At 31.8% G+C, this 25,355-nt stretch carries 27 protein-coding genes; 7 read left to right on the top strand and 20 right to left on the bottom strand.

Annotated features, from left to right (window positions below):
* Positions 1-19 precede the first annotated feature (19 nt).
* The gene (locus C8N26_RS01565; protein WP_317124619.1) at positions 20-934 is read left to right on the top strand and encodes a S66 peptidase family protein; all 915 of its coding nucleotides are present in this window, start codon (positions 20-22) and stop codon (positions 932-934) included.
* A gap of 1 nt (position 935) precedes the next feature.
* On the opposite strand, the gene C8N26_RS01560 is transcribed toward C8N26_RS01565, so the two are convergent.
* Positions 936-1,142, bottom strand: a complete 207-nt coding sequence (locus tag C8N26_RS01560) for a YgaP family membrane protein (RefSeq protein WP_028891417.1) — start codon at positions 1,140-1,142, stop codon at positions 936-938.
* Between the two features lie 39 nt (positions 1,143-1,181).
* Between C8N26_RS01560 and C8N26_RS01555 the strand changes: the two genes are divergently transcribed.
* On the top strand, positions 1,182-1,541 hold the full coding sequence (locus C8N26_RS01555) for a YraN family protein (protein ID WP_120185738.1): 360 nt from the start codon (positions 1,182-1,184) through the stop codon (positions 1,539-1,541).
* 58 nt (positions 1,542-1,599) lie between these two features.
* Here C8N26_RS01555 and C8N26_RS01550 read toward each other — a convergent pair whose 3' ends face one another.
* Complete coding sequence (locus tag C8N26_RS01550) at positions 1,600-2,985, bottom strand: TlpA disulfide reductase family protein (protein WP_170141615.1); 1,386 nt, start codon at positions 2,983-2,985, stop codon at positions 1,600-1,602.
* Positions 2,986-3,111: 126 nt separating this feature from the next.
* Between C8N26_RS01550 and C8N26_RS01545 the strand changes: the two genes are divergently transcribed.
* Positions 3,112-3,906, top strand: coding sequence for an SDR family oxidoreductase (locus C8N26_RS01545; protein ID WP_120185736.1), 795 nt, complete (start codon positions 3,112-3,114; stop codon positions 3,904-3,906).
* Here C8N26_RS01545 and C8N26_RS01540 read toward each other — a convergent pair.
* A complete protein-coding gene (locus tag C8N26_RS01540; RefSeq protein WP_028891413.1) occupies positions 3,903-4,259 on the bottom strand; it encodes a hypothetical protein in 357 nt (118 codons plus the stop codon). The two genes, C8N26_RS01545 and C8N26_RS01540, sit on opposite strands and share 4 nt — an antisense overlap.
* 73 nt (positions 4,260-4,332) lie before the next feature.
* On the opposite strand from C8N26_RS01540, the gene C8N26_RS01535 reads away from it, so the two are divergent.
* A complete protein-coding gene (locus C8N26_RS01535; protein ID WP_028891412.1) occupies positions 4,333-4,863 on the top strand; it encodes a CvpA family protein in 531 nt (176 codons plus the stop codon).
* A gap of 38 nt (positions 4,864-4,901) precedes the next feature.
* Here the strand turns inward: C8N26_RS01535 and C8N26_RS01530 are convergent, their stop codons facing one another.
* The 12 genes from C8N26_RS01530 to C8N26_RS01475 form a co-directional block, all read right to left on the bottom strand.
* Positions 4,902-5,528 (bottom strand): carbonic anhydrase, encoded by a 627-nt coding sequence (locus C8N26_RS01530; RefSeq protein ID WP_120185735.1) that lies wholly within the window; start codon positions 5,526-5,528, stop codon positions 4,902-4,904.
* Between the two features lie 140 nt (positions 5,529-5,668).
* Entirely contained in the window at positions 5,669-6,298 is a 630-nt protein-coding gene (locus C8N26_RS01525; protein WP_120185734.1) for a carbonic anhydrase family protein, read from the bottom strand.
* 94 nt (positions 6,299-6,392) lie between these two features.
* A complete protein-coding gene (locus C8N26_RS01520; RefSeq protein ID WP_120185733.1) occupies positions 6,393-7,973 on the bottom strand; it encodes a SulP family inorganic anion transporter in 1,581 nt (526 codons plus the stop codon).
* A 185-nt stretch (positions 7,974-8,158) separates the two neighbouring features.
* On the bottom strand, positions 8,159-8,458 hold the full coding sequence (locus C8N26_RS01515; RefSeq protein ID WP_028891408.1) for a hypothetical protein: 300 nt from the start codon (positions 8,456-8,458) through the stop codon (positions 8,159-8,161).
* 58 nt (positions 8,459-8,516) lie between these two features.
* Positions 8,517-9,269: a tetratricopeptide repeat protein gene (locus C8N26_RS01510; RefSeq protein WP_120185732.1), complete on the bottom strand. Its 753-nt coding sequence runs from the start codon at positions 9,267-9,269 to the stop codon at positions 8,517-8,519.
* Positions 9,269-11,032 (bottom strand): BatD family protein, encoded by a 1,764-nt coding sequence (locus C8N26_RS01505; protein ID WP_120186064.1) that lies wholly within the window; start codon positions 11,030-11,032, stop codon positions 9,269-9,271. The genes C8N26_RS01510 and C8N26_RS01505 overlap by 1 nt, the downstream gene beginning before the upstream one ends.
* A 53-nt stretch (positions 11,033-11,085) precedes the next feature.
* Complete coding sequence (locus tag C8N26_RS01500; protein ID WP_120185731.1) at positions 11,086-11,913, bottom strand: tetratricopeptide repeat protein; 828 nt, start codon at positions 11,911-11,913, stop codon at positions 11,086-11,088.
* Between the two features lie 23 nt (positions 11,914-11,936).
* The gene (locus C8N26_RS01495; protein ID WP_211327777.1) at positions 11,937-12,974 is read right to left on the bottom strand and encodes a VWA domain-containing protein; all 1,038 of its coding nucleotides are present in this window, start codon (positions 12,972-12,974) and stop codon (positions 11,937-11,939) included.
* 5 nt (positions 12,975-12,979) lie between these two features.
* Entirely contained in the window at positions 12,980-13,987 is a 1,008-nt protein-coding gene (locus C8N26_RS01490; RefSeq protein ID WP_120185730.1) for a vWA domain-containing protein, read from the bottom strand.
* Positions 13,974-14,891, bottom strand: a complete 918-nt coding sequence (locus C8N26_RS01485) for a hypothetical protein (protein ID WP_120185729.1) — start codon at positions 14,889-14,891, stop codon at positions 13,974-13,976. Before C8N26_RS01485 ends, C8N26_RS01490 begins: the two co-directional genes overlap by 14 nt.
* Before the next feature lie 9 nt (positions 14,892-14,900).
* Complete coding sequence (locus tag C8N26_RS01480) at positions 14,901-15,767, bottom strand: DUF58 domain-containing protein (RefSeq protein ID WP_028891402.1); 867 nt, start codon at positions 15,765-15,767, stop codon at positions 14,901-14,903.
* Between the two features lie 76 nt (positions 15,768-15,843).
* A complete protein-coding gene (locus tag C8N26_RS01475) occupies positions 15,844-16,833 on the bottom strand; it encodes an AAA family ATPase (protein ID WP_120185728.1) in 990 nt (329 codons plus the stop codon).
* A 213-nt stretch (positions 16,834-17,046) separates the two neighbouring features.
* On the opposite strand from C8N26_RS01475, the gene C8N26_RS01470 reads away from it, so the two are divergent.
* Positions 17,047-19,764 carry a TonB-dependent receptor gene (locus tag C8N26_RS01470; protein WP_245962509.1) on the top strand — a complete coding sequence of 906 codons (2,718 nt, stop codon included), beginning with the start codon at positions 17,047-17,049 and terminating at the stop codon, positions 19,762-19,764.
* 45 nt (positions 19,765-19,809) lie between these two features.
* Here C8N26_RS01470 and C8N26_RS01465 read toward each other — a convergent pair whose 3' ends face one another.
* Positions 19,810-20,577: a UDP-2,3-diacylglucosamine diphosphatase gene (locus tag C8N26_RS01465; RefSeq protein WP_170141614.1), complete on the bottom strand. Its 768-nt coding sequence runs from the start codon at positions 20,575-20,577 to the stop codon at positions 19,810-19,812.
* Positions 20,578-20,671: 94 nt separating this feature from the next.
* On the opposite strand from C8N26_RS01465, the gene C8N26_RS01460 reads away from it, so the two are divergent.
* Positions 20,672-21,118 carry a nucleoside deaminase gene (locus C8N26_RS01460; protein WP_120185726.1) on the top strand — a complete coding sequence of 149 codons (447 nt, stop codon included), beginning with the start codon at positions 20,672-20,674 and terminating at the stop codon, positions 21,116-21,118.
* A gap of 29 nt (positions 21,119-21,147) precedes the next feature.
* Here C8N26_RS01460 and C8N26_RS01455 read toward each other — a convergent pair whose 3' ends face one another.
* Together C8N26_RS01455 and C8N26_RS01450 are read right to left on the bottom strand one after the other, a co-directional pair.
* Complete coding sequence (locus C8N26_RS01455) at positions 21,148-21,642, bottom strand: methylated-DNA--[protein]-cysteine S-methyltransferase (RefSeq protein WP_245962508.1); 495 nt, start codon at positions 21,640-21,642, stop codon at positions 21,148-21,150.
* Positions 21,635-22,399, bottom strand: a complete 765-nt coding sequence (locus tag C8N26_RS01450; protein WP_120185724.1) for a TatD family hydrolase — start codon at positions 22,397-22,399, stop codon at positions 21,635-21,637. The genes C8N26_RS01455 and C8N26_RS01450 overlap by 8 nt, the downstream gene beginning before the upstream one ends.
* A gap of 36 nt (positions 22,400-22,435) precedes the next feature.
* On the opposite strand from C8N26_RS01450, the gene C8N26_RS01445 reads away from it, so the two are divergent.
* A complete protein-coding gene (locus tag C8N26_RS01445; RefSeq protein ID WP_120185723.1) occupies positions 22,436-22,915 on the top strand; it encodes a retropepsin-like aspartic protease in 480 nt (159 codons plus the stop codon).
* 61 nt (positions 22,916-22,976) lie between these two features.
* On the opposite strand, the gene C8N26_RS01440 is transcribed toward C8N26_RS01445, so the two are convergent.
* Together C8N26_RS01440 and C8N26_RS01435 are read right to left on the bottom strand one after the other, a co-directional pair.
* On the bottom strand, positions 22,977-24,164 hold the full coding sequence (locus tag C8N26_RS01440; protein WP_211327776.1) for a pyridoxal phosphate-dependent aminotransferase: 1,188 nt from the start codon (positions 24,162-24,164) through the stop codon (positions 22,977-22,979).
* Positions 24,165-24,188: 24 nt separating this feature from the next.
* Positions 24,189-25,280, bottom strand: a complete 1,092-nt coding sequence (locus C8N26_RS01435) for a fatty acid desaturase family protein (RefSeq protein ID WP_120185722.1) — start codon at positions 25,278-25,280, stop codon at positions 24,189-24,191.
* Positions 25,281-25,355 lie beyond the last annotated feature (75 nt).

The raw sequence follows: 25,355 nt of genomic DNA, 5'->3' as shown, positions 1-25,355 counted from the left end.
TTATACGCAAAATAAAACTATGAAATTAATAACACCGCCTTATTTACAAAAAGGAGATACAATAGCTATTGTAGCTCCTGCTGGAATTTTAAAAAACCGTAAACAAACAATTGATAAAGCAAAAAAGTTAGCAGAAAGTTGGGGGTTAGAAGTGGTTTATGGTAAACATATGTTTAATCAAAATGATCATTTTGCGGGTACTGATGAGGAACGTTGTCAAGATTTTCAAGATGCATTAGATAATCCGAATATTAAAGCAATTTGGAGTGCTCGTGGTGGATATGGTTCAGTTAGGATTATTGATAAATTAGATTTTACGAAGTTTAAACAGCATCCTAAATGGATTGTTGGTTATTCTGATGTTACAGCATTTCATAATCATATTCATAATTTAGGAATAGAAACGTTACATGCTATGATGGGTACAAGTATGGAAGAAAAACCAGAAGAGCTTGTACAAACCATTGCTACTTTTAAAAAAGCTTTGTTTGGTGAGGAGCTAGGATATTCAATTCCCTCTTCAAACAAGAATAGAGTAGGGAATGTTTCGGGAGAATTGGTAGGAGGTAACATTGCTATTTTAGCTTCAATGTTGGGGTCTGATAGTCAAATTTCTACGGATGGTAAAATTTTATTTATTGAAGAAATAGGGGAATACAAATATTCGATTGACCGAATGTTACAGAGTTTAAAGCGCGCAGGTTACTTTACAAAAGTTAAGGCTATTATTGTAGGTGATATGACTAAGATAAAAAGAAACACAACTCCATGGGGAAGTTCAATAGAACAGTTGATTTTAGAGGTTGTTCCAAAAGATATTCCTGTTCTTTTTAACTTTCCAGCAGGACATGAGCCAGATAACAGAGCTTTGATTTTAGGAAGAGAAGTTTCTTTAAATATTCAAAAAGAAACTTCTACAGTACTATTTAAGTAATTTAATTTTTGTCTTTTCGAGTATTTATACCAAATAAACGATATAATGGACAAAAATTAATAAAACTAGTAATTAGTAAAATAATAGCTAGTATGAGTAAGGCATTACCTAAAATTCCTGAGATAATCTCAAAGTAAGAAAGTGCCGCAATAATTAAAGCAATTAGAGTTCTAATAGCTTTGTCGGTGTTTCCCATATTTTTTTTCATGGTAAATTGTTTTAAGGTTATTCAAATATAAGTTTTTATATGGCACAACACAATGAGCTTGGTAAGAAAGGAGAGCAATTAGCAGTAGATTACCTATTAAAAAACGGATATGAAATTGTTGAAAAAAATTATCGTTTTCAAAAAGCGGAAGTAGATATTATCGCTAAAAAAAGTGACTTGTTAATAGCTGTTGAAGTAAAGACAAGGTCGTCTATAGATTTTGGAAATCCTGAGGATTTTGTGAATCCGAAGAAAATAAAATTACTAGTAAGCGCTATTGATAATTATGTAAATGAACGAGATTTAGATGTTGAAGTACAATTTGATATTATAGCTGTTTTAAAAGAAAAAGGAGTGTTTAAAATAGCGCATATTAAAGATGCGTTTCTATATTTTTAAACCATAAAAAAAGCTCAACAAATTTTGTTGAGCTTTTTTTATGGTTTAATTGAGGGGATTAATTGCTTTTCCCTCCATTAAAATATTTTTCTACATCTTCAACATGATCAGGCATTGCAATAATTTTTTTGCTCTTGTCTAATATGAAATAAGAAGGTGTGCCTAGTAAGTTATATTTCTTTACTGTTTCATTATCAAATTTGTACTCAGGATGAGTTCCTACTGCATTATGCCATTCTGGTAAATCTTTAACAAACTCTGTCCATTCAGTAGTGTCGTTTTCTATACCAAAAGAAATTACAGAAATTTCTTTATGAGTTTGCATGAACTTATATAATTCCGGTATTTCTTTTATACAGTGAGGGCAACCGGTACTCCAGAATACTAACAAGTACTTGTCACCATCGTTTAAGGTAGATAATTTTAATTCTTGTCCGTTTTCTTCCCAAGAAAAATCAGGAGCAATTCTATCTATAGTTGCAAGTAAGACATCTAACTTTTCTTTTTTAAATTCAACATCTTGGTCTTTACTAGGTAATTTGTCAAAATATTCTTCAAACATCCAATCTACAGCAGGACCATTTCTTTTATCGGTAAGTGCACTGATTAAGTAGTAAGTAACAGCCTTTTCTAATTTGTCAGAAGAAATTTTCTTCATAACATTTTTGATAGATTCTTTAATTAATTCTTGTTGTACTTCTTTATCTTCAGAATAGTTTAAATAAAATACATAATCACTGATTTTATCAATTAAGAATGAAGAGTTGAATAAGTCTTCACTTTTAAAATCAATATATTCAAAAAAGTTTTCACTAGTAGCAGATAAATAATCTTTTAGGTTGTCGTGAGGGTTGTATGAGTTGTATCGACGAGATGCTTTTATAAAGCTATTTACTAACATTCCTTCAGATTTATTCTCATACGTTTTTTGTACGTCTTCAAGCTCTTTTACTTCTTTCTTGTAGGCTTTTTTTGCATCTTTATCTTCAGTTTCTATATAAGAAGCTTGAAAAGAATCTATCTTTTTTTGCACTGCATTGTATGCTTGTAGGTATTCACTATACAATTTATTTTCTCTAGAACTTGTGAATACTACAGCTGATTGATCAGAAAATTTAGGATTAAAAACAAATTCAACATTTTCTTTGTTAAAGAAAAAATCAACAAAACCAGCACCTGTATTTCTATAGGTAGCTCTGTAAGCACCAGTAGGAGCTGTTCCAGGAAGTTCAAAGTTAAATTTACCTAATACTTGTTTTTCTCCACTAATAATTACAGTATCTAGTTGAATAGTAGTGTTTGCAACAAAGTTTTGTTTAGCGCCTTCTATCTTATATAAAATCACCCAATCACCTTTGTCTGGAGGGGTCATAGTACCTTTGATAGTATATTGAGCATTAACTAGTGATGTTGTAAATATTAATAGAGCGAGTAGTTTTTTCATCATAATATTTTAAAGGGTTGCTAATAAGGTTTTAAAACTAGGTATTTACAAGCTTCTATCCAAGAAGTATACCACATTTATTTTTTCTTATGTATTTTAGAAATGTTTTTTTAATTGTTTGATAACATGAAATTTAAAGATCAAGTATTTTGGATTACTGGTGCGTCATCAGGTATAGGGAAATCTTTAACGATTGAATTAGCTAATCTAGGAGCAAAATTAATTATCTCTTCGAGAAATGAAAGTGCTTTGTACGAAGTTAAGAAACAATGTAAGTTTCCTGAAAATATAGCTGTTCTTGCTCTAGATTTAGAAGCTTATGATGATTTAGTTACTAAAGTAGATGAAGCTATTTCAGTTTTTGGTAGAATTGACGTTTTAGTAAACAACGGAGGTATAAGTCAACGCTCATTGGTAAAAGATACTTCTATAGCAGTTGACAAGAGATTAATGGATATTAATTATCTAGGAACAGTTGCTTTAACAAAAGCTTTATTACCTCATTTTATTGAAAATAAATCAGGACATTTTGTGGTAACTACTAGCATAGTAGGAAAAATTGGAACTCCGTTACGTTCTACTTATGCTGCTACTAAACATGCTTTACATGGTTTTTTTGATAGTTTACGAGCAGAACACCATAATGATAATATTACTGTTACTTTAATTTGTCCAGGTTTTGTAACAACGAATGTTTCTAAAAATGCATTAACTGGTGATGGAAGTCCACAAAATACCATGGATATAGCTACGGAAAACGGTATTCATCCTGATGAGTTTGCTAAACAGATGCTTAAAGCTATTCGAAACAAACGAGAGGAGGTATATATTGCCGGAGTTAAAGAAAAATTAGGAGTTTATACCAAACGTTTCTTTCCAAGGATATTATCAAAAATGATTCGAAAATTAAGTGTTACTTAATTAAAAAAGTCAATTATTTCAAAATAATTAATAATAGCTTCTTTCATTAAAACCGACTGTTCTCCAGGTTTTAACGTTGGAAGCTCAGTTAAGGTTTTATAGTGAGGCCAACCATCATTGTCAAAAAAATCGAATTCATAGTACCCGTAAGGTTCTAACAACTTACAAATTGCAATGTGCATCAGATTAACTTTTTCATCTTTTTTAAACTTTCTATGACCTTGTCCGAGTTCTTGAACACCAATTAAATAAATAATCCCATCTATATTTAATTCATCTCCATCAGCGAATTGTTGTGATAATTGAGTTACCACGAAGTCCCATTTTTCTTTTAAGTTGGTTTCTTTAGTCATTTGTGTTTTTTAGAAAAAAGCAAAGATACAAATGAGTTGTGTATATTTGAGCATGTAATTTGTTTTCACACTTATGAATACTTTTGATATTATTATCACAGCTTTGTTACTCTTCGGTTTTGTAAGAGGTATAATGAAAGGATTATTTGTTGAAATAGCTTCGTTGGTAGCCTTAGTTGCTGGAGTATATGGAGCAATTCACTTTTCGTATTTTATTGGAGATTGGTTGAAAAATAGTGTTACTTGGGACGAAAAGTACATTTCTTTAGCAGCATTTGCAGGAACTTTTGTAGTGATAATTATTGTAATAGCTCTACTAGGGAAAATATTAACGAAAATAGCTGATTTTGCTTCCCTTGGAATTTTAAATAAAATACTTGGAGGTGTTTTTGGAGCTTTAAAAATAGGATTGATTTTAAGTGTGGTATTTATTTTCTTCGGAAAGATGAATGATACTATTCCGTTTGTAAAGCAAGAAAGTTTAGAAGAGTCTATATTATATAAACCAGTAAAAAAAATAGCACCAACCATTTTTCCTTCAATTATTAAGGATGATGAAAATGAAGAAGAAAAGAACACTTTAGAATTAGATCTCAGTATATAAAAACAAAAACGGATGAAACTTTTCATCCGTTTTTGTTTTTAGTCTAAATGGTAAATCTCCATAATATCTGCTAATATGTGTTCAAAATCGATGTTTAAATCGATGAGGTTACCTGTTTTAATATCAAAAACCCAACCATGTACTTTTAAACCTCTATCTCTGTAAGCTTTTTGTACAGCAGCAGTTTTAATAAGGTTAACGCATTGTTCTTGTACGTTTAAATCAACTAAACGGTCATAACGTTCATTATCATCTTTAATTTTATTCAACTCATCTTTATGTAAACGGTACACATCTCTGATATAACGCAACCATGGGTTTAATAACCCTAAATCGGCAGATTGCATTGCAGCTTTTACACCACCACAAGAATAATGACCGCAAACCACAATATGGTTTACTTTTAAATGTTCCACAGCATATTCAATTACTGAAGCAGAATTTAAATCAATTGCAGGAACCATATTAGCAATATTTCTGTGTACAAAAACATCACCTGGATCTAGTCCCATTAAGTCTTCAGCAGAAACTCTACTATCGGAACAACCTATATATAATAATTCTGGGTTTTGCCCTTCGTTTAATTTTTTAAAGTAGTCTTTATCGGAAGAAAGTTTGTTTTTTACCCACTCTTTATTGTTGTCAAAAATTTTAGATAGATTCATAGTTGTAAGTATTGTTTATTAGAAGAGTTTTTATCGTTTCTAATTAACGAGAAAAAAATAATTTCCGAAGTTAATAAAAAAAGAGAATCTAAAATTAAATTTAGATTCTCTTTGTGGTGTAAAATCAAGAGGGGAGATTTTTATTCGAAAAAAGTAACAGCACCGTCTTCAATGTTGTACATAGCTCCAACGATCATAATCTCACCGTTTTTATGCATATCTGCTAGCACTTCACTTTCGTTTAAAATTCTGTCAATTGTTAATTGCACGTTCTTTTCAGCAACGTTATTTACAAACTCGATGTTAGATGAGTTTCTTAAATTTTCATCTTTAGGCTCAGTTACAGCTTCTACAGCTGGCTTAATCTTAGCTAACATAGAGGTTAAGTTACCTAACTCAGCATTATCACAAGCTCCTTTAACGGCACCACAACTTGTGTGTCCTAATACTACGATTAATTTAGTACCAGCTAATTTACAAGCAAACTCCATGCTACCTAAAATATCTTCGTTTACAAAGTTACCTGCAATTCTTGCGCTAAAAATATCTCCTAAACCTTGGTCGAAAACTAATTCAGCAGAAACTCTAGAATCGATACAACTTAAAATAGTAGCAAAAGGAAATTGACCTTCTCTGGTATCGTTAACTTGCTCTAATAAGTTACGGTTTGCTTTTAAGTTATTTTGAAATCTTAAATTTCCTTCTTTTAAATATTGTAATGACTTTTCAGGAGTCATAGTAGCTTGAGTTTCTTTAGTATGTGCTTTCATGATTTATATTTTTTATAAAATTATTTATGTCTTTTTAATGAATACTAATTATACTTTATGTGAGGTATTCTTAGTATAGTATTTTTTAAATGTATTATGCTACTTTCGGTCTTAATTTGAAGAACTGAATAAAGCTATCTGGATTTTCAACCTCACCACGTTCAGAAATAAGTTTAATATTAATATTTCTTTCTTTGGCTTTAACGGCGAAATCTTCTAATATTTCAACAATATCATTGTCTAAATATCTTGTCTTGCGTACATCTAGCTCTAAATACGTATCTCTAGGTAAACTATCTAATTCTTTTAAGATAGCGCCTTTGTTAAAGAAAGTTACTTCCTCAGCAAGTGTCATTTTTATTTTGTGTGCACCATTACTCTTGTCTTCAATGTGTAAGAAGTGTGAGTTTTGGTAGCTCTTAATTAAAATAACAACAACTCCTACTGCTAAACCTAATGAGATACCAGTTAATAAATCGGTAAAAACTATACCTAAAACTGTTATAATGAATGGTACAAATTGCTTCCATCCTAAAGCATACATTTGCTTAAATAAGCTTGGTTTTGCTAATTTGTAACCTACTACAAGTAAAATAGCTGCTAAAACTGATAAAGGTATTTTATTTAATAAAGTTGGAATTAAGATTACCGATATTAATAATAATAAACCGTGAATAATAGCAGACATTTTAGATTTACCTCCAGATTGGATGTTTGCTGAACTTCTTACAATTACTTGCGTAATAGGTAAACCACCGATTAAACCAGATAAAATGTTTCCTGTTCCTTGAGCAACTAATTCTCTATTGGTTGGGGTTACATTTTTTTCAGGGTCTAATTTATCAGTAGCTTCAACACAAAGTAAAGTTTCTAAACTAGCTACTAAAGCAATAGTAAACGCAGTTACCCAAACTTCATAATTGGTAATAGCGCTAAAATTAGGGAAAGTAAATTGAGCTAAGAATGAATCTACACTTTCAGGAATTGGTACGCTTACTAAGTGAGAAGCTTGAATTGCTAATGTTCCGTCTCCTTGAGTAAGAGTAAAGAAAATAATACCACTAACAACAGCAACTAATGGACCTTGGATTATATGAAATATTTTACCTTTTTTACTTAAAACTTTATCCCAAAGGATTAAAATAGCTAATCCGATAAAACCAATAACCATTGACCCCATTGTAATATTATCTACAATATTAAAGATTGCAGAAAATGTATTTTCACCAGATGATTCAATAAAACTATCCGCTCCTTCTGGTTCAGCATCATATCCGAAGAAGTGAGGAATTTGTTTTAAAATAATGATAACTCCAATACCAGTAAGCATTCCTTTAATTACAGATGAAGGGAAATAATATCCGATTACACCAGCTTTAAGAATTCCAAAAAGAATTTGAATAATACCTCCTAAAACTACAGCTACTAAAAAGTTTTCATAACCTCCTAAAGAAGCAATAGCTGTTAATACAATAGCTGCTAAACCAGCAGCAGGTCCACTAACTCCAATTTTAGAACCACTAATGGCTCCAACTACAACACCTCCAACAATTCCTGCAATTACTCCTGAAAAAAGAGGGGCTCCACTAGCTAAGGCAATACCTAAACATAAAGGTAAAGCAACAAAGAATACGACGATACTTGCAGGCAAGTCGCTTTTAATAGTTTTAAACATAATATATGTGTATATTTTGATACTCCAAATGAAAATTTAGAGTGTATTTTTAAAATTATAAATGAATTATTTTACTTATTTAAGTTTTGGGTACGAAAACTTATTAAATCTTCGTCCAAACAACGATATTTTTAGATACTAAATGTCACACGGAGTTTTATTCCATGAAATAATTAGTCAAAAAATTAAGCAGTAAAAAACTCGGGAGGTGGAGTTAGAATTTTAGGGTACTGAGAAACATAGTTTTTAGATTCAAAACGTACGTTTTTCTTTTTTTGAATAGTTCTGTATAAAAAAGAAGTGTAATCACCGTTAGGATGAGCTTTTAATTCTGCAACCTTAACATGTTTTGTGTTTTCTTCTTCTTCACTTAAACTTAAGAAGATAGTAATATCTTGGTCTTTATCTACCAACGTAATTATCGAAGGAGCAACAATGATTCCTACGAATAGTACAACAAAAAATATGGCGATTTTAGACTTCAATCGATATAACTATTATAAGTTCAGCTGCAAAAGTAATTATTTTTTTAAAGCTAAAATGTTATAATTCTTTTAAATTTTTAGATTGAGTCCAACCTATCTTCCCATCAGCTAGTTTTATTTTCTTCCAATTGTCTACCGAATCTAAAATAAAAACTTTAGTTCCTTCATGTAAACTGAAAACATCGTCTGAATTAGAAATAGGTTCATTCTTAATAGAAATTTCTTCTGTAAAAATGATAGCCTCAACCGTGTTTTTAGACTGACTGTACTGTGAATAAGTAATGGTAATTGAAATTATTAAAAGTAAAAAAGAGATGATGCTTGTTGAAAAATAAAGTCTTTTCTTGTTAGGACTGTAAGCAAAATAAAAAAGTAAAAACAATATTGAAGCAATAAAAGATATTACTACAGTAACGATAGCCCAAGCGTTATAAGTAAGCTTTTGTAAATAATTTTTATTAAATTTTTGAAATACTGATTTAGGTAAGGCTTCAATTCTATCTAAAGTTAATCGTTTAGCTAAAATTAAATTGTTTTTAGCGTCTTCGTTTAAAGGGTTTAGTTGTAATGCTTTTTCGTAATTATAAATTGTAGGAGCTACTTTGTTAAGTTTATAATAACAGTTTCCTAAGTTGTAATATAGTTCAGAAGAAGCAATGTTTTGACTTTCAATTTGCTTATATAATTTAATTGCCTCATCATAATTACCTTCTTTATACAAAGAATTTGCATTTGAAAATAAATCGTTGGTGTTTTGTGCTAACGTACTAAATGACACCAATAAGAATAATAATATAGCTAGCTTTTTCATTATAATTGTCGGTCTAATTGCGTTATTAATTGTTTTGCCTTTTCGTACTCTTCTTTCATTTGTACATTGGTAATAGGAGTGTATCTAGCAAAATCACAATCATTAAAAACATCAATAAAACTATGTATTGTTGTGCTATCAACATTCTTATTAGCTAATAATTCAGTGATTTTCTCACGACTAATATCAGAAGTTTCTACGTTTAATTTTGCTTTTAAATAATTGTGTAGGGCTCTTTCTAACGCTTCGTAAAAAGCTTCTTTATTGCCTAATTGTTTTTGAGCTTCTGATAAGTATTTTTTAGCCAGTTTATCAGCTTTTCGTAGTTTGTTTCCTATAACATCGCCATCGCGTTCTTCTTTTTTCTTATGAATAAATATTCCAACAGGAATCGCTAAGATTGGAACTAATAAAAGAATATAAAATATGATTGATTTAAAGAAATCTTCTCTTTGTTTAGGTTGAAAACTAGTTGATGTTTGAATATACCTAAAATCACTACCCGTAACTTTTACGTCTTGTTTAATTGCAGCATTATTATCAGAATTTGTAGTAATTTCTTTTCCCTCTAACACATCAACATATAAATCATCTGTAGTTATGGTTTGGTATACTTTTTCTTTAGGATTGAAGTAAGAAAAACTAACTTTAGGAATTTTGTATTTCCCTTTATATTCTGGAACTACTGTATAGCTATCAGTAACTGATCCTTTTAAACCATCAGAAAGAACACTAACACTTTCTTTTCTTTCAGGTTGGTACACCTCTAGTTCTTTAGGAGTTTCAATTTTAGGAAGTTCAAATAGTTTCAAGTTTCCTTTTCCATTAACAGCAACTCTAATTTGAGATGATTCGTTTGCTTTTAAGGTGTTTTTACTAAGGGAAACATCAAAAGAAAACTGACCAACAGCGCCTGTAAAATCTTCAGGTTTATTTTGAAGTGGTAATGCTTTAGCGTTAATTACTTTTTTTGCTGAAGAAAACTCTTTACGGATTTGACGTGTAATTAAGTTTCCAAAGAAGTCTGCTTTTCCAGTAGGTACAGCTACGACAATATCCATTTTCATTGGATCTATTGTCAGTTTACCTGAAGTTGTAGGAATTAATAATGCTTTGTGTAAAACAGCGTAACGATGACGTTCTCCGTTATAAGTACCTATTTTTACTGGAGTTCCATTAACTTTTATTTCTTGATTCCAAAAGCCATTGTATTGCGGTGCCTCTGTAACCCCAAAATCATAAATGCTTACATTATCGCTAACATATAAACGATATTCTATATAAACTCCTTCACCAACATAGGGCTGTGATTTAGAAACTTCTGCAACTAAATGAATGTTTTGTTCGGCAATATAACTAGGGTCATTTGGGTTTTTAGGGATGTCTATAGCATCTAATACAATAATTTTTATAGGATTAGATTTAATGGTTTTTCCTTCTATTTCAATGCTTGCAGAAGGAATGTTAAATTCTCCTTTTTGTAATGGTTGAAGAATAAAAGTGTAGGATTGGTTAAAAGAAACTTTACCATTAATCCAAGATTGACTTACTGATTGGCTAGGGCCACCAACTATTTTAAAATTAGTAAAGTTTGGTGGGGTAAAGTTGTCGCCTCCTTGTTTGTTAATTGAAAACTCAATACGTAATCGCTGGTTAACTCCCAATTTGTTTTTACTAACCGTAGCCGTTAATGCAGCGTCTTGTGCACTAATGGCAATTGTTATAAAACTAACTAATAACGTTATATATACTTTCAACTTCATATTCATTTTTCAAAAATGCCTAAAAATAATTAAGATTTTAACAACTGAAAAAATTACCAGTCTTTTTCTTGTTTTACTTTTCTTCCTTTTGATTTTTGCGCATTTATTTTCTTTTGTGTTTTATTTTCCTCATTATTTAAACTCTCTAGTAACTGCTTCATTTGCTCAGGAGTCATATTACCCTGTTGAGGTTTAGGTTGTTGGTTTTGTTTGTCTTTTTGGTCTTGATTAGGTTTTTGCTGATTGTTTTGATCGTCGTTTTTCTGATCTTGGTTATCATCTTTTTTGTCCTTATCGTCGCCTTTTTGATCCTTGTTTTTATCGTTTTGCTTGTCTTTGTTGTCCTTTTGGTCTTTGTTTTGTTGATTCTGATTGTTTTGGTTTTGGTCTTCTTTGTCGTTATTGTTCTGTTTGTTTTGTTCTTGTTTCTTGGCTTCTTTTTGAGCTACCGCTAGGTTATAACGAGTTTCATCATCATTAGGGTTTCTTCGTAAAGCATTTTTGTATGCCTCAACTGCTTGCTGAAATTGTTTTTCTTCCATCATAGCATTGCCTATGTTGTGATAAGCTTCGGCCTGAGCTATCTTATTTTTGGAGATCTTAGTAGTTACTTCGTATTGCTCAATAGCTTCTTTGTACTTTTTTTCTTGATATAAGGTGTTTCCGAAGTTATAACTTGCTTTTTCGTATTTACTATCTTTACCTAAGGCTTTTCTATAAGCAATGGCGGCATCACTATATTTTTCTTTGTTGTATAGTTTGTTACCGTCTCTTAATAAAGCACGTGCTTCACGTTGTAACTTCAACGTGTCTTGTTGTGCATTAACCACTGCTGAAGTGATAAAAGATAGAATAAATATTAATTGCTGTAAACTTTTCATACTACATTACTACTTAATGGAATTTAAGATTCCTCATTAAATAAATCTACTTTCTTTAACCATTTGGTTTTCTTATCAAACAAAAACATGTCGAGAATTAGAAATAACAAGCCAATAGCTACAAACCATTGAAATTGGTCTTTGTAGTCTGAGAATTGTTTGGTTTCAAACTCGCTTTTTTGTGCATTACCAATAATTTTTTCGATAGCTTCAACTGGATTTTCAGTTTTATTTCCATCAAAATATTGTCCGTCAGCAGCATCAGCAATTCCTTGTAAAACATCAGGTTTACGTTGGGTAATTACTGTTTCTCCCATCCTATCTTTTTTATAACCAATAAGTGCGCCATTTAATTTGATGGGAATTGGACCACCTTTTTCAGTACCCACTCCAACGGTGTAAACTTTTACACCTTCGTTAGCGATATTTTGAGCAACTTGTTTGGTTTCTTCTTGATGATCTTCACCATCAGAAATAATAATTAAAAAACGATTAGTTTGTTCGTCGTTATCATAATAAGTTTTTGCTAAGTTTAAAGCTTCATTGATAGCGGTACCTTGACTAGAAACCATATCTGGACTTGCATTTTGCAAAAACATTTTTGCGGCAGCATGATCGGTAGTAATAGGTAGTAGAGGATAGGCATTACCTGCATAGATAATAATACCAACTCTATCACTTCCTAATTTATCAATAGTTTTAGAGATAATTTGTTTTGCTTTTTCTAGTCTATTAGGAGCAATATCTTCTGCCAACATACTTTTAGATACGTCTAGAGCAAAAACAACATCTACACCTTCTCTTTTTACAGTTTTTAATTTTGTTCCCATTTTAGGGTTTACTAACGAAAGAATTAAAAACGATAATCCTACTAAAAAGAAAACAAGTTTTAATACTGATTTAAAGGTTGAGGTGTTCGGTGCTATTTTAGCCAATGTAACTTCGTTAGCAAACTTTTTTTGTGTTCGTTTTTTCCACCATAAAACTAGTAGGAAAACCACAATTATTACTGGAATAATTGCAAAAAGATAAAAATATATTGGTTCTTCTAGTTTGTACATTTTGTTTAAATAAAACTTTTAAAAAGGGTGTTTTTTAAGGTGAATTCTAATAATAAAAATATTCCTGCTAGAAATACCAAAAAACGGTATTTCTCTGAATAATTATAATATTTAAACTCTTCGATTTTAGTTTTTTCTAACTTATCAATTTCGTCGTAAATCTCTTTTAACTTAGTGTTATTGGTGGCTCTAAAATATTTTCCATTGGTCTCGGATGCGATGTGTTTTAATAGAGCTTCATCAATTTCTACGGGTTTATTTTTAAATGAAATCTTGCCTGTTCTAGGGTCTCTTGCCCAAGGTACAGGAGCCATTCCGTTAGTTCCAATACCAATAGTGTATACTTTTATTTCGTTTCCTTTCGCTAATTCGGTAGCTGTTTTAGGATCAACAAAACCAGCATTGTTAACACCATCGGTTAACAAAATAATTACTTTACTTTTTGCTTTACTTTCTTTTAATCTGTTTACAGCAGATCCTAATCCCATTCCGATAGCAGTACCATCTTCTAATTGTCCCCATTTAATTTCAGAAATGGTTCTTTTTACGATAGATTTATCACTAGTAATCGGGGTTTGTGTAAAGCTTTCTCCTGCATATACTACAATACCAATACGGTCATTCGGACGACGATTGACAAAGTCGGTAGCTACTCTTTTTAAAGCTTCTAATCGGTTAGGTTGTAAATCTTTGGCTAACATACTTGCTGAAACATCAATAGCCATTACAATATCAATACCGCGATTTGTTTTTGTTTTTTTGCTAACTGCCACATTTCTTGGGCGGGCTAAAGCAATTATTAAACAAGCTAACGCTAGCAAGCGTAATAAATGTAGTAAAGGTTTTAGTTTAGGTAAAATAGAGCCTTGTGTTTTAAAACCTTTGGTGCTTGACATTTTTAATTTTGCACTATCTTTTTTTCGGGTATAAAAACTCCAAAAAGCTAATAAAGGAATTAATACTAGCAACCATAGAAACTCAGGATTATGAAATTCAAAATTATTCCACTTCATCTTCTTCTACTTGTTTTTTAGGTTTTAAATTGTCTATAATAAGCTTTGCATCTTTTCGGTCTTCTTCTATTTCGTGTGATAAAGGTTTAGACTTTGCAAATTTTACTAAGTCAGACTCTTGTAATAGACCTTTTAATTTGTCAATAATTTCTCTAGAAGTTTCTATTGATTTTGTATCGTTAAAATCTTTTAAAATGTCAATTAATTCATCAGTAGTACTTTCTAAGGCAGGTACATGTAACTCTCGTTCAATATATCCCCTAATAATATCAGTTAACTCGCTGTAATATTGTTTTACTTGATTATTTTGCCACAATAATTTCTTATCTAATTCGGTTAGTTTTTGCATTGCTTCTTCATAAGGAGCCAATAATGGAACAACAACTTTTTCTTGTTGTTCTTTTTTCTTTTTGAAAACAAAGAAATAAAGTAACAGTACTATGACTAGAATAGCTATTACGCCCCACCAAATGTATTGTTTAAAATCATCAAACTGATAAGGTTCTCCTTTAATTCCTTTAATAGGGAATTTTTTAACCTTGGTAGTATCGATAGGAACAGTAGTAACATTTACTAATAAACTATCCGTTAAATAGGCTTGGTTTCTAATAAATATTTGCTGCCTTGGAATGTAAAATGCACCACTATCAAATCCTGTTAAAATATATTTTTGAACCAATTTGTTTTCAATAGTGTCAATTTTTAGGGTATCAATTACTTCCAACCCTTTTAGGTTTTCTAATTTAGGAATGATAACATTTTCTGTTTCATCAACAGATATTTTATATTGAAACTGTTCACCAATTCTGATGTTTGTTGTGTCAATTTCTACTTTTACCTGAGGTTGTTGTGCAAAGGCAAAAGAAGTTAAAAACAAGCATATGTAAAGTAGTTTGTGTTTCATTGTTTGTTCTTATCCTTTTCGTTTAAAATAACCTAATAATTTACGTACGTAGCTTTCATCAACTCTAGTATTAATAGTTCCTGCACCACTTTTTGTAAATGTAGTTTCAAAATAATCAGTTAAACGTAAAGCATTAGCTTTATAGTGAGTTCTAACTGATTTTGAACTCGTATTAACCAATTGAGTTTTTCCTGTTTCAGCATCTAACATTTGAACCATACCTAAATTCGGAATTTCCTCATCATGTTTGTCGTACACACGAATACCTGTTACATCATGTTTATTACCAACAATTTTTAAGGTTCGTTCGTAGCCATCATCCATAAAATCAGAAAGCATAAAAACAATCGCTTTCTTTTTCATAATATTAGATAAAAATTTAAGAGCTTCACTAATATTGGTTTGTCTGCTTTTAGGCTGAAATTCGATAAGCTCACGGATAATTCTTAACACATGACTTTTTCCTTTTTTAGGAGGAATGTATAATTCAACTTGATCGGAAAACAGGATTAAACCAACTTTATCGTTATTTTGAATGGCTGAAAAAGCTAACGTTGCGGCAATTTCAGTAATAGTATCCTTTTTAAATTGTTCGGAAGTACCAAAAAACTCAGAACCAGAAACATCAACTACTAACATCATAGTAAGTTCGCGTTCTTCCTCAAAAACTTTTACATAAGGTTCGTTGTAGCGAGCGGTAACATTCCAATCAATAGCTCTAATATCGTCTCCGTATTGATATTGGCGTACTTCAGAAAAAGTCATACCACGCCCTTTAAAGGTTGAGTGGTACTCTCCTCCAAAAATATGATTAGACAACCTACGTGTCTTAATTTCTATTTTTCGAACTTTTTTTAGTAATTCTTTTGTATCCATGTTTTCAATTCTCAGTTAACAGTTATCAATAATCAGTAAAAATATATTCGGCTGATAATTGTTCATTGATAATTGATTAAGGTACTTGTACTTCGTTAATAATAGAATTAATAATATCTATTGAAGTAATGTTTTCTGCTTCTGCTTCGTAAGTAATTCCAATTCTGTGGCGTAATACATCATTTACCACAGCTCTAACATCTTCAGGAATTACATATCCTCTTCGTTTAATAAACGCATAACATTTTGCTGCTTTTGCTAAAGCGATACTACCACGAGGAGAAGATCCAAAACTAATTAATGGTTGTAATTTTTCTAGGTTATATTTTTCAGGGTAACGAGTTGCGAAAATGATATCTAAAATATATTTTTCGATTTTTTCATCCATATACACCTCATTTACTACCTGACGAGCTTTGATAATTTGTTCTATAGAAATTACAGGGTTTATTTTTTGAAAACTTCCATTTAAGTTTTGACGCATGATAAGTTGTTCATCCTGTAATCTTGGATAGTCAATTACAGTTTTTAACATGAAACGGTCAACTTGCGCCTCAGGAAGAGGGTATGTACCTTCTTGTTCAACTGGGTTTTGAGTTGCCATTACTAAGAAGGGTTCATCTAGCTTAAATGTTTCGTCACCAATTGTAATTTGACGTTCTTGCATAGCTTCTAATAACGCAGATTGCACTTTTGCTGGTGCACGGTTAATCTCGTCAGCTAATACAAAGTTGGCAAAAATTGGTCCTTTTTTAATTGAGAAGTCATTTTCTTTTACGTTGTATATCATCGTACCTACTACATCGGCAGGAAGCAGGTCTGGAGTAAACTGTATACGGCTAAAACTTCCATCAACAGCTTTAGAAAGTGTATTAATAGCTAATGTTTTAGCTAGTCCAGGAACACCTTCTAGCAAGATATGTCCGTTTCCTAAAAGCCCTATAAGCAATCGTTCAATCATGTGCTTTTGACCAACAATTACTTTATTCATTTCTGTAGTTAATAAATCTACAAAGGCACTCTCTCTTTCTATTTTTTCATTGATGGCTCTTACGTCTATATCCATAGTATTTGAAATAAATTAGAATTTTATGAAACAAAGCTACAATAATAAGAAAATAAGAGTTGTTAAAGTATGGTTAAAGGTAAAAAGCCATGATTGAATGATTTTCTGTTAAATAATAGTGTTTTTAATTGTGTATATGTCATTTTTATAATAAAAAATTTGTTATTCTGGTATAAAATTAACACTTTTAACATTGTATATAAACTAAATCTAATGAATACACTTATGAAAGCAAAAAACAAAATTTTTGTCTTTATTTTATTGATGTCATTTACATCAATGATTGGTCAGACAATTAAAGGTAAAGTGACTGATGAAAGTGGAACACCACTTGCTTTAGTTAATGTTTTGGAAAAGGAGACAGTTAATGGGGTAAGTACTAATGAACAAGGTGAATTTGTGCTCAATGTTAAACAGATGCCTGCTACGTTAGTGTTTTCTTCGGTAGGTTTTACTACGTTAGAAAAAACATTATACAATGTTTCTTTTGTTACTGTAGTTTTAAAAGAAGATAATGTTTTAGACGAAGTTGTGTTAACAGGTAACCGTGCTAAGCCAAGAACAATCTTAGATTCTGCAGTACCTATTGATAATGTAAGTGTGCGAGAGTTACAAGCTACAGGTCAAACAAATATAGACCAAATGCTAACTTATACAGTTCCTTCTTACAACTCAAGTAACCAGACGATTTCCGATGCAACAGCGCATTTTGATCCTGCTGATTTACGCGGATTAGGGCCAAGTAGAACTTTAGTTTTGGTGAACGGAAAGCGTAAGAACCAAAGTGCTTTAGTATATGTAAATGATACACCAGGTAAAGGAGAAGTTGGAGTAGATATGAAAAGTATCCCTACTGCTGCTATTGAAAGGGTAGAAATTTTACGTGATGGTGCATCTGCTCAGTATGGTTCTGATGCAGTAGCTGGTGTTGTTAATATAATATTGAAGAAGAATATTGATTTCACTCAGGTAAATGTAAACTCAGGGGTAACCAAAGAAGGAGACGGATTTAATATTGACGGAGATGTAAATCATACATTTACTTTCGGAGAAGGAGGTTTTGTTAATGCTACTTTAGGACTGAGTTACCAAGAGAAAACCAATAGAGCAGGAAAACCAGGTACAGATATTTTATTTGGCAAGACATGGGAAGGAATTTTTCAAGATGAGTTTGATGACGGAAACATAACACAGGCTGAATTAGATGCAGGATTAGCTTTTGCAGAAACATTATCAAATGGAACTCATCCTTGGATTCAAAATAATCCTGATTTAGGAATGACAATAGGACAGCCTGAAATGAAAAAGGGAGATTTATTTGTGAATGCAGAATACCCTTTAAATGAAAATGTAAAGTTATATGCTTTTGGAGGGTTTAACATACGACAAGGTAAAAGTTTTGCATTGTATAGAGCTCCTTATTGGCCAGGAATTTCATTTGACGGGAGTGATAATCCATTATACAATGGAGGTGAATACCAAGGATTTCAACCAACTTTTGAAACAGATATTCAAGATATTTTATTTACAGCAGGTAGCAATTTTAAGTTAGGAGGATTTAATGCTGATTTAAGTGGTAGTTACGGACGTAACTCTGTTGATTATACTATAGGTAATACTATTAATGTAAGTTTAGGAGCTAATAGCCCTACTTCTTTTGATGCTGGAGCGTATGCCTTCAGTAATATTGTTGGGAACTTTGATATGAGTCGTTCTTTTGGAGATGTAAGTATAGGGTTTGGAGTTGAAGCAAGACAAGAACGTTTTGAGGTAACTGCTGGAGAAGAGGCTTCGTATATTGACGGGGGAGCACAATCATTTCCAGGTTTACAACCAGGTAATGCTTTAAATGAAACAAGAACTAATATAGGTGGTTATGGGACATTAGATTGGGATGTCTCAGAAGATTTTTTAATAGGGGGAGCAGTTCGTTATGAGAATTATTCAGATTTTGGAGATAATTTTTCATGGAAAGTAAATTCTAGATACAAATTAGGAGAAGCAGGAGTGTTACGAGCTTCATATAGTACAGGGTTTAGAGCACCCTCGTTACATCAAGTATATCTGAGTAATGTACAAACATTAGTTTCAGGAGGTACTATTTCAAACCAAGGAACATTTAATAATGTAAGTCCAGTAATTCGAGATTTAGGAGTTGATCCATTATTTGCTGAAACTTCTGAAAATATTTCGGCTGGTATTACAGTTAAGGCTTCAAATGATTTTACAATTTCGTTAGATTATTACAATGTTAAAGTAGATGATAGAGTTGTGTTTTCTGGAGAAATAGGAGGAACTGATGATGACGGTAATCCAAATGCAGATGTTCAACAGATTTTAGATGATAACTCAGTAACAAGTATTAAGTTTTTTATCAATGCTGCTGATACTAAAACAGAAGGTTTTGATTATACAATGCGTTATAAAAACATCGATTTTGCGACAGGTAAATTAGGGTTAAACTTAGCATTAAATATAAATAAAACTAAACTAGAAGGAGAAGTAAAAACTCCAACTAAGTTAGCGAATTATAAAAATGCTATTTTTAATAGAAAAGAGCAGTCAAGAATTATTAGTGCTAGGCCTAATACTAAACTTCTATTTGGAGCGGATTATAAGTACAAAAAGTTTACAGCTTATCTTAATAATACTTATTTTGGAGAGGTAGCTTGGCAACATGCTACAGACCCAGGAAAAGATCAGACGTTTAGTGGAAAAATAATTACGGATGTGTCTTTTGGGTATGAGTTTTCAGACATGATTTCTTTTAATGCTCAGGTGAACAATTTATTTGATATTTACCCAGATGCAATTGATACTAAAGGAGATTTTGTAACTGACTTAGGAGGTCGTTTTAAGTATCCATGGGAGGTGAATCAATTTGGATTTAATGGAATGACTTTTAAAGCAGGATTAACCTTTAAGTTTTAAGCTTAATTGTTAGATAAAAAAGAGCACCTTTTTGAGGTGCTCTTTTTATTGTTTATATTCTTTTAAGAATAATTTATCGTTTTCAAAAACCGCATAGGTATAATACTGAATCCAATCACCCGTATTAAGGTAAACACTGTTCTCTTTAAGTTGAATTTCTAAAGGAAGATGTCTGTGTCCAAAAACAAAATAATCGTAGTGTTTGGTTTCTAATTTACGTTTACAATATTGTACTAGCCATTCATTGTCTTCGCCTAAAAATTTAGCATCCTCATCACCAGAAATTAATTTGTTTTTAACCGACATGTATTGTCCTAATCGAACACCTAAATCTGGATGTAGCCAACGAAACATCCATTGAAATAACGGGAATGTAAACACTTTTTTCATACGCTTGTATCCTTTATCTCCAGGACCTAATCCATCACCATGACCAATTAAAAATAGTTTATCGTTAATTTTAAATTCTTGAGGAGTATGGTATACAGGAATGTTTAATTCCTTTTCAAAATAATCATGCATCCATAAATCATGATTTCCAACAAAAAAGTAAATCTGAATACCACTATCTTTTATTTCAGCAAGTTTACCTAAAACACGAACAAAACCTTTTGGAACAACAGTTTTATACTCAAACCAAAAATCGAATAAATCACCTAGAATAAAAATTGCTTCAGCATCTTTTTTAACTTCGTTTAACCATGTAACAAACTTTTGTTCACGAGGAAAACTAGCTTCAGAAGTTGGAGCTCCTAAATGTTGGTCAGAAGCAAAATAGACTTTTTTATTCTCAGAAGTGTTGATTGAAATCAAATCGTAAATTTTGGTAAAAATAAGTATTTTAGGTAGAGTTTACACAAACAAATTTTGGCTACATTTGTTTAAACACTTGCATAAACTCACACTTATGAATCCGTTTGATGATGCCTACTTTATGAAAAAAGCCTTACAAGAAGCCGAAACCGCTTTTGATAAAGGAGAGGTTCCTGTTGGTGCAGTTATTGTTTTTAAAGATCAAATAATAGCACGAGCACATAACTTAACAGAGTTGTTAAATGATGTTACTGCACATGCCGAAATGCAAGCGTTTACAGCAGCATCCGATTTTTTAGGAGGGAAATATTTAAAAGACTGTACTTTGTATGTTACGCTGGAACCTTGCCAGATGTGTGCAGGAGCGAGTTATTGGGCGCAGATAGGAAAGATAGTGTATGGAGCAAGTGAACCAAAACTTGGCTTTAGTGTGTTGAAAACAAAACTACATCCGAAAACGAAAGTAGTATCAGGGGTTTTAGAAGAAGAATGTGGTTTTTTATTGAAGAAATTCTTTATAGAAAAACGCAATTTAAATTAAGGTTTAATCTCTTGGTTATCAATATGTAATTAAAACAACGTTTGCTGTTTTGCTCCACTTTCGTGTTCTAATAACCATTTTTTACGCCAAATACCTCCTGCATATCCAGTTAGAGAGCCATCAGAACCTACAACTCTGTGACACGGAATAACTATCCAAATTGGGTTTTTACCATTGGCAGAAGCTACCGCACGAATTGCTTTTACATCTCCTAATTGTTTGGTTTGTTCTAAATAGGTTCTAGTGCTGCCAAAAGGAATATATAATAACTCATTCCAAACAGATTGTTGAAAAGTTGTTCCTTGTGGGTTTAACTTTAGGTCAAATTCTTTTCTGGTACCAGTAAAATATTCATTTAGTTGAGTAACGCAATCTTGTAAACAAGTTGGAGTTTCATTTGAGGTAATGAGGCTAGTGGAAGTATCATCGTCTAATACAGAAATCGATTGGATTCCATTTTCATCACCATCAATTTTGGCAATTCCTATAGGAGTTTTATAATATGTAGTTTGTAGGTCAGACACCAAAAATGTCTTTAGAGTTCTGTGTTGTAATTTCCGAAATTTCATCGAAAGTCAATCCATAAATATCAACTAATTTATCCACAACATTAGTTATGTAGCTACTTTCATTACGTTTACCTCGATATGGAGTAGGAGCTAGATAAGGAGAATCGGTTTCTAAGACAATATGTTTGATATCAATTTGATTTAAAAACTTGTCAATTTTTCCATTTTTAAATGTCGCTACACCACCAATTCCTAATTTCATGTTGTAGGAAATTGCTTTTTCAGCTTGTTCTAAAGTTCCTGTAAAACAGTGGAAAATTCCGTATAAATCGTCTCCTTTTTCTGTTTCTAAAACTTCAAAAATTTCATCAAAGGCATCACGACAATGAATTACAATAGGTAGTTTTTTCTCTTTCGCCCACTGAATTTGCGTACGGAAGGCTTCTTGTTGTTGTGGTAAAAAAGTTTTGTCCCAATACAAATCGATACCAATTTCACCAATAGCATAAAAGTCACGCTTATCTAACCACTCTTTTACATGCGCTAATTCTTCTTGGTAGTTCTCTTTTACCGAAGTAGGGTGTAAGCCCATCATTAAAAACACATCTTCTGGATAGTTTTTTTCTAAGTCGAACATACGTTCTGTATACGAACTATCAATTGCAGGAATAAAAAAACGAGAAACACCAGCTTTTTTAGCGCGTTGTATCATTTCGTTTCTGTCTTCGTCAAACTGACTTGAATATAAGTGGGTGTGTGTATCTGTAATCATTTATTGCCGTATCTTTACGAGACAAAAGTACAAGAAATGGCAAGTTTGAAAAAAGTATTACTAAAAAAGAAATACATTAAAATAAAACTCAAAAAAATGATCACAAATCATTTAGAGTTAGATGCGGAGATAAATGGTGTTAAAGGAAGGTTTATTTTAGATACAGGCGCTTCCAATTCGTGTGTTGGGTTAGATTTAATAGAGCGTTTTAAACTTGTTTCTGAAGAAAGTGAAGTGAAAGCTGCTGGAGCAGGAGCGACGGATATGGAAACACATAAGTCAGGAAACAATTCTCTTAAAATAGGGAAGTGGAAAGCGAATGATTGTGATTTAGTATTGTTTGATTTAATGCATGTAAATACGGCTTTAAAACAGCATGATGCTGATGAGGTAGATGGAATTATAGGTGCAGATATTTTAGAGTTGGGAAAAGCCTTTATTGATTATAACAAAAAAGCATTGTATCTAAAGAAGCTTAAAAAGAAAAAAGTAAGGAAATTAAAAGTTCCATTTTAGAGCATAAAAAATCCGTAAGACACGTCTTACGGATTTTTTTATACTTAGTTGTTTAAGTTAGTTAACTTAAAACTTCTTTAATTCTCTTAATTGCCTCACGTAATTGTAATTCAGAAGCAGCATATGATAAACGAACACAGTTTGGTGCACCAAAAGCTTCACCAGTAACTGTAGCTACATTTGCTTCTTCTAACAATAACATAGAAAAATCGTTAGCATCTTTAATCTCTTTTCCGCGGATAGTTTTTCCAAAGAAATCAGAAATATCTGGGAAAATATAAAAAGCACCTTCAGGTACGTTAAGTTTAAATCCATCGATTTCACCTAATAACTGTAAGACTAAATCTCTACGGTTTTTAAACTCATCTACCATATATTGTACTTTTTCTGGTGATGCCTTTACAGCTGTAATTGCAGCACGTTGAGCAATACAGTTAGTTCCTGAAGTAATTTGACCCTGCATTTTAGTACAAGCCTTAGCAATCCATTCAGGAGCTCCAATATAACCAATTCTCCACCCTGTCATGGCAAAAGCTTTAGCCAATCCGTTAACAGTTATGGTACGGTCGTACATGCTTTCAATAGCAGCAAAACTAAATGGTTTTGTTCCGTAGTTAATGTGCTCATATATTTCGTCAGATAAAATATAAATATCTGGATGCTTTTCTAATACTTTAGCTAATGCTCTGTATTCTTCCTCGCTATAAATTGTTCCACTTGGGTTGTTTGGCGAGTTAAAGAAAATCATTTTTGTTTTTGGTGAAATAGCAGCTTCTAATTGTTCTGGAGTGATTTTGAAATCATTTTCAATTGAAGAAGGAATTTCGGTAAACTTAGCTTCACACAAAGTTGCAATTGCAGAATAACTTACCCAATAAGGAGCTGGTAATAATACTTCATCACCAGGGTTTAATAATACCTGGGCTACGTTAGCAATAGATTGTTTTGCTCCTGTAGAAACAACTACTTGGTTTGGAGCATATGTTAAGTTATTATCACGCTTAAACTTCTCACAAATAGCTTCTTTTAACTCTACATATCCATCAACTGGAGTATAAGCATTGTAGTTTTGATTGATAGCTTCAATAGCAGCATCTTTAATAAAATCAGGAGTATTAAAATCTGGTTCTCCTAAACTTAAACTGATGATATCTCTACCTTCAGCCTTTAATTCTCTTGCTTTAGCAGCCATGGCTAAAGTTTGCGATACAGGTAAACTGTTAATTCTGTTTGATAATGCGTTTGACATTGTGTTGTTATCTTGTGTGTTGATTTATGCTAATTGAGGTTTTCTTCCTAGCTCAGCTAAATGTCTGAAATGTTCAATAACTGCTTTACGAGTTGTTTTGTATTCGTTGTAAGGAAGGTTAAATTCTTTGGCAGTTTCTTTTACAATCTTAGCTAATTTATCATAATGAATATGAGAAATATGAGGGAAGATATGGTGTTCTACTTGATGATTTAACCCACCTGTGTAAAAATTAATAAACCAGTTTCTTGGTGCAAAATTTGCAGTGGTATATAACTGATGAATAGCCCATGTGTTTTTCATGTTACCATCTTCATCAGGTAAAGGAGTTTCTGTTTTTGGAACAATATGTGCTAATTGAAAAACTACACTTAAAATAATACCAGCAGTATAGTGCATTACAAAAAATCCGATTAAAACCTTCCACCAAGCAACATTCATAACCGCGATAGGTAATACAAGCCAAAGAGCATAATACATCACTTTAGAAACCACTAATTTAGTCCATTCTTTAGCTGGATTTGGAAACTCACCATAAGATAACTTACGCTTTAAATAGCTGTGCATTTGTTTAAAATCGGTAGTAATTGCCCAGTTAATAGTTAACAATCCATATAAAAAGATTGAATAGTATTTTTGGAATTTATGAATCCATAACCATTGTGAGTGTTTAGAAAAACGGATTATTCTACCAGCATCCATATCTTCATCATGGTCTTGAATGTTTGTATAGGTGTGGTGTAATACATTGTGCTGTACTTTCCAGTTATATACGTTACCAGCTAAGATATAAATACTACTTCCAAAAAGTTTGTTTACCCATTTTTTGCTTGAGAAAGATTCATGGTTAGCATCGTGCATGACATTCATTCCAACTCCAGCCATTCCAACTCCCATTAATACAGTTAAGGCTAATTTTATCCATTGAGACATGTCAATAGTTAAAATTAATACGAAAGGAACAATAAACATAGCTAACATAATTATTGCCTTTGTGTATAACTTCCAGTTTCCTGTACGTTTAATCTCGTTTTCTTTAAAGTAAGTATTAACTCTTTTGTTTAAAGTTCTAAAAAACTTTGTTTTGTCTATTCTTGAGAAGTTTACTGTTGTCATTTGTTGTTTGTTTGTATCGCAAAAATAAACGTTTTTGGTTCATGGTTATTGCTATACACTAACTTTTTAACCAGA

This window comes from Tenacibaculum lutimaris, from assembly GCF_003610735.1.
Lineage (GTDB): Bacteria > Bacteroidota > Bacteroidia > Flavobacteriales > Flavobacteriaceae > Polaribacter > Polaribacter lutimaris.
This window is presented reverse-complemented; position numbering and strand designations above follow the sequence as displayed.

What these genes read in the sequence shown, in the direction of transcription:
- C8N26_RS01565 (WP_317124619.1), top strand. Translation starts at nt 20, where the DNA reads ATGAAATTAATAACACCGCCTTATTTACAAAAAGGAGATACAATAGCT.
- C8N26_RS01560 (WP_028891417.1), bottom strand. Translation starts at nt 1,142, where the DNA reads ATGAAAAAAAATATGGGAAACACCGACAAAGCTATTAGAACTCTAATT.
- C8N26_RS01555 (WP_120185738.1), top strand. Translation starts at nt 1,182, where the DNA reads ATGGCACAACACAATGAGCTTGGTAAGAAAGGAGAGCAATTAGCAGTA.
- C8N26_RS01550 (WP_170141615.1), bottom strand. Translation starts at nt 2,985, where the DNA reads ATGAAAAAACTACTCGCTCTATTAATATTTACAACATCACTAGTTAAT.
- C8N26_RS01545 (WP_120185736.1), top strand. Translation starts at nt 3,112, where the DNA reads ATGAAATTTAAAGATCAAGTATTTTGGATTACTGGTGCGTCATCAGGT.
- C8N26_RS01540 (WP_028891413.1), bottom strand. Translation starts at nt 4,259, where the DNA reads ATGACTAAAGAAACCAACTTAAAAGAAAAATGGGACTTCGTGGTAACT.
- C8N26_RS01535 (WP_028891412.1), top strand. Translation starts at nt 4,333, where the DNA reads ATGAATACTTTTGATATTATTATCACAGCTTTGTTACTCTTCGGTTTT.
- C8N26_RS01530 (WP_120185735.1), bottom strand. Translation starts at nt 5,528, where the DNA reads ATGAATCTATCTAAAATTTTTGACAACAATAAAGAGTGGGTAAAAAAC.
- C8N26_RS01525 (WP_120185734.1), bottom strand. Translation starts at nt 6,298, where the DNA reads ATGAAAGCACATACTAAAGAAACTCAAGCTACTATGACTCCTGAAAAG.
- C8N26_RS01520 (WP_120185733.1), bottom strand. Translation starts at nt 7,973, where the DNA reads ATGTTTAAAACTATTAAAAGCGACTTGCCTGCAAGTATCGTCGTATTC.
- C8N26_RS01510 (WP_120185732.1), bottom strand. Translation starts at nt 9,269, where the DNA reads ATGAAAAAGCTAGCTATATTATTATTCTTATTGGTGTCATTTAGTACG.
- C8N26_RS01505 (WP_120186064.1), bottom strand. Translation starts at nt 11,032, where the DNA reads ATGAAGTTGAAAGTATATATAACGTTATTAGTTAGTTTTATAACAATT.
- C8N26_RS01500 (WP_120185731.1), bottom strand. Translation starts at nt 11,913, where the DNA reads ATGAAAAGTTTACAGCAATTAATATTTATTCTATCTTTTATCACTTCA.
- C8N26_RS01495 (WP_211327777.1), bottom strand. Translation starts at nt 12,974, where the DNA reads ATGTACAAACTAGAAGAACCAATATATTTTTATCTTTTTGCAATTATT.
- C8N26_RS01490 (WP_120185730.1), bottom strand. Translation starts at nt 13,987, where the DNA reads ATGAAGTGGAATAATTTTGAATTTCATAATCCTGAGTTTCTATGGTTG.
- C8N26_RS01485 (WP_120185729.1), bottom strand. Translation starts at nt 14,891, where the DNA reads ATGAAACACAAACTACTTTACATATGCTTGTTTTTAACTTCTTTTGCC.
- C8N26_RS01480 (WP_028891402.1), bottom strand. Translation starts at nt 15,767, where the DNA reads ATGGATACAAAAGAATTACTAAAAAAAGTTCGAAAAATAGAAATTAAG.
- C8N26_RS01475 (WP_120185728.1), bottom strand. Translation starts at nt 16,833, where the DNA reads ATGGATATAGACGTAAGAGCCATCAATGAAAAAATAGAAAGAGAGAGT.
- C8N26_RS01470 (WP_245962509.1), top strand. Translation starts at nt 17,047, where the DNA reads ATGAATACACTTATGAAAGCAAAAAACAAAATTTTTGTCTTTATTTTA.
- C8N26_RS01460 (WP_120185726.1), top strand. Translation starts at nt 20,672, where the DNA reads ATGAATCCGTTTGATGATGCCTACTTTATGAAAAAAGCCTTACAAGAA.
- C8N26_RS01450 (WP_120185724.1), bottom strand. Translation starts at nt 22,399, where the DNA reads ATGATTACAGATACACACACCCACTTATATTCAAGTCAGTTTGACGAA.
- C8N26_RS01445 (WP_120185723.1), top strand. Translation starts at nt 22,436, where the DNA reads ATGGCAAGTTTGAAAAAAGTATTACTAAAAAAGAAATACATTAAAATA.
- C8N26_RS01440 (WP_211327776.1), bottom strand. Translation starts at nt 24,164, where the DNA reads ATGTCAAACGCATTATCAAACAGAATTAACAGTTTACCTGTATCGCAA.
- C8N26_RS01435 (WP_120185722.1), bottom strand. Translation starts at nt 25,280, where the DNA reads ATGACAACAGTAAACTTCTCAAGAATAGACAAAACAAAGTTTTTTAGA.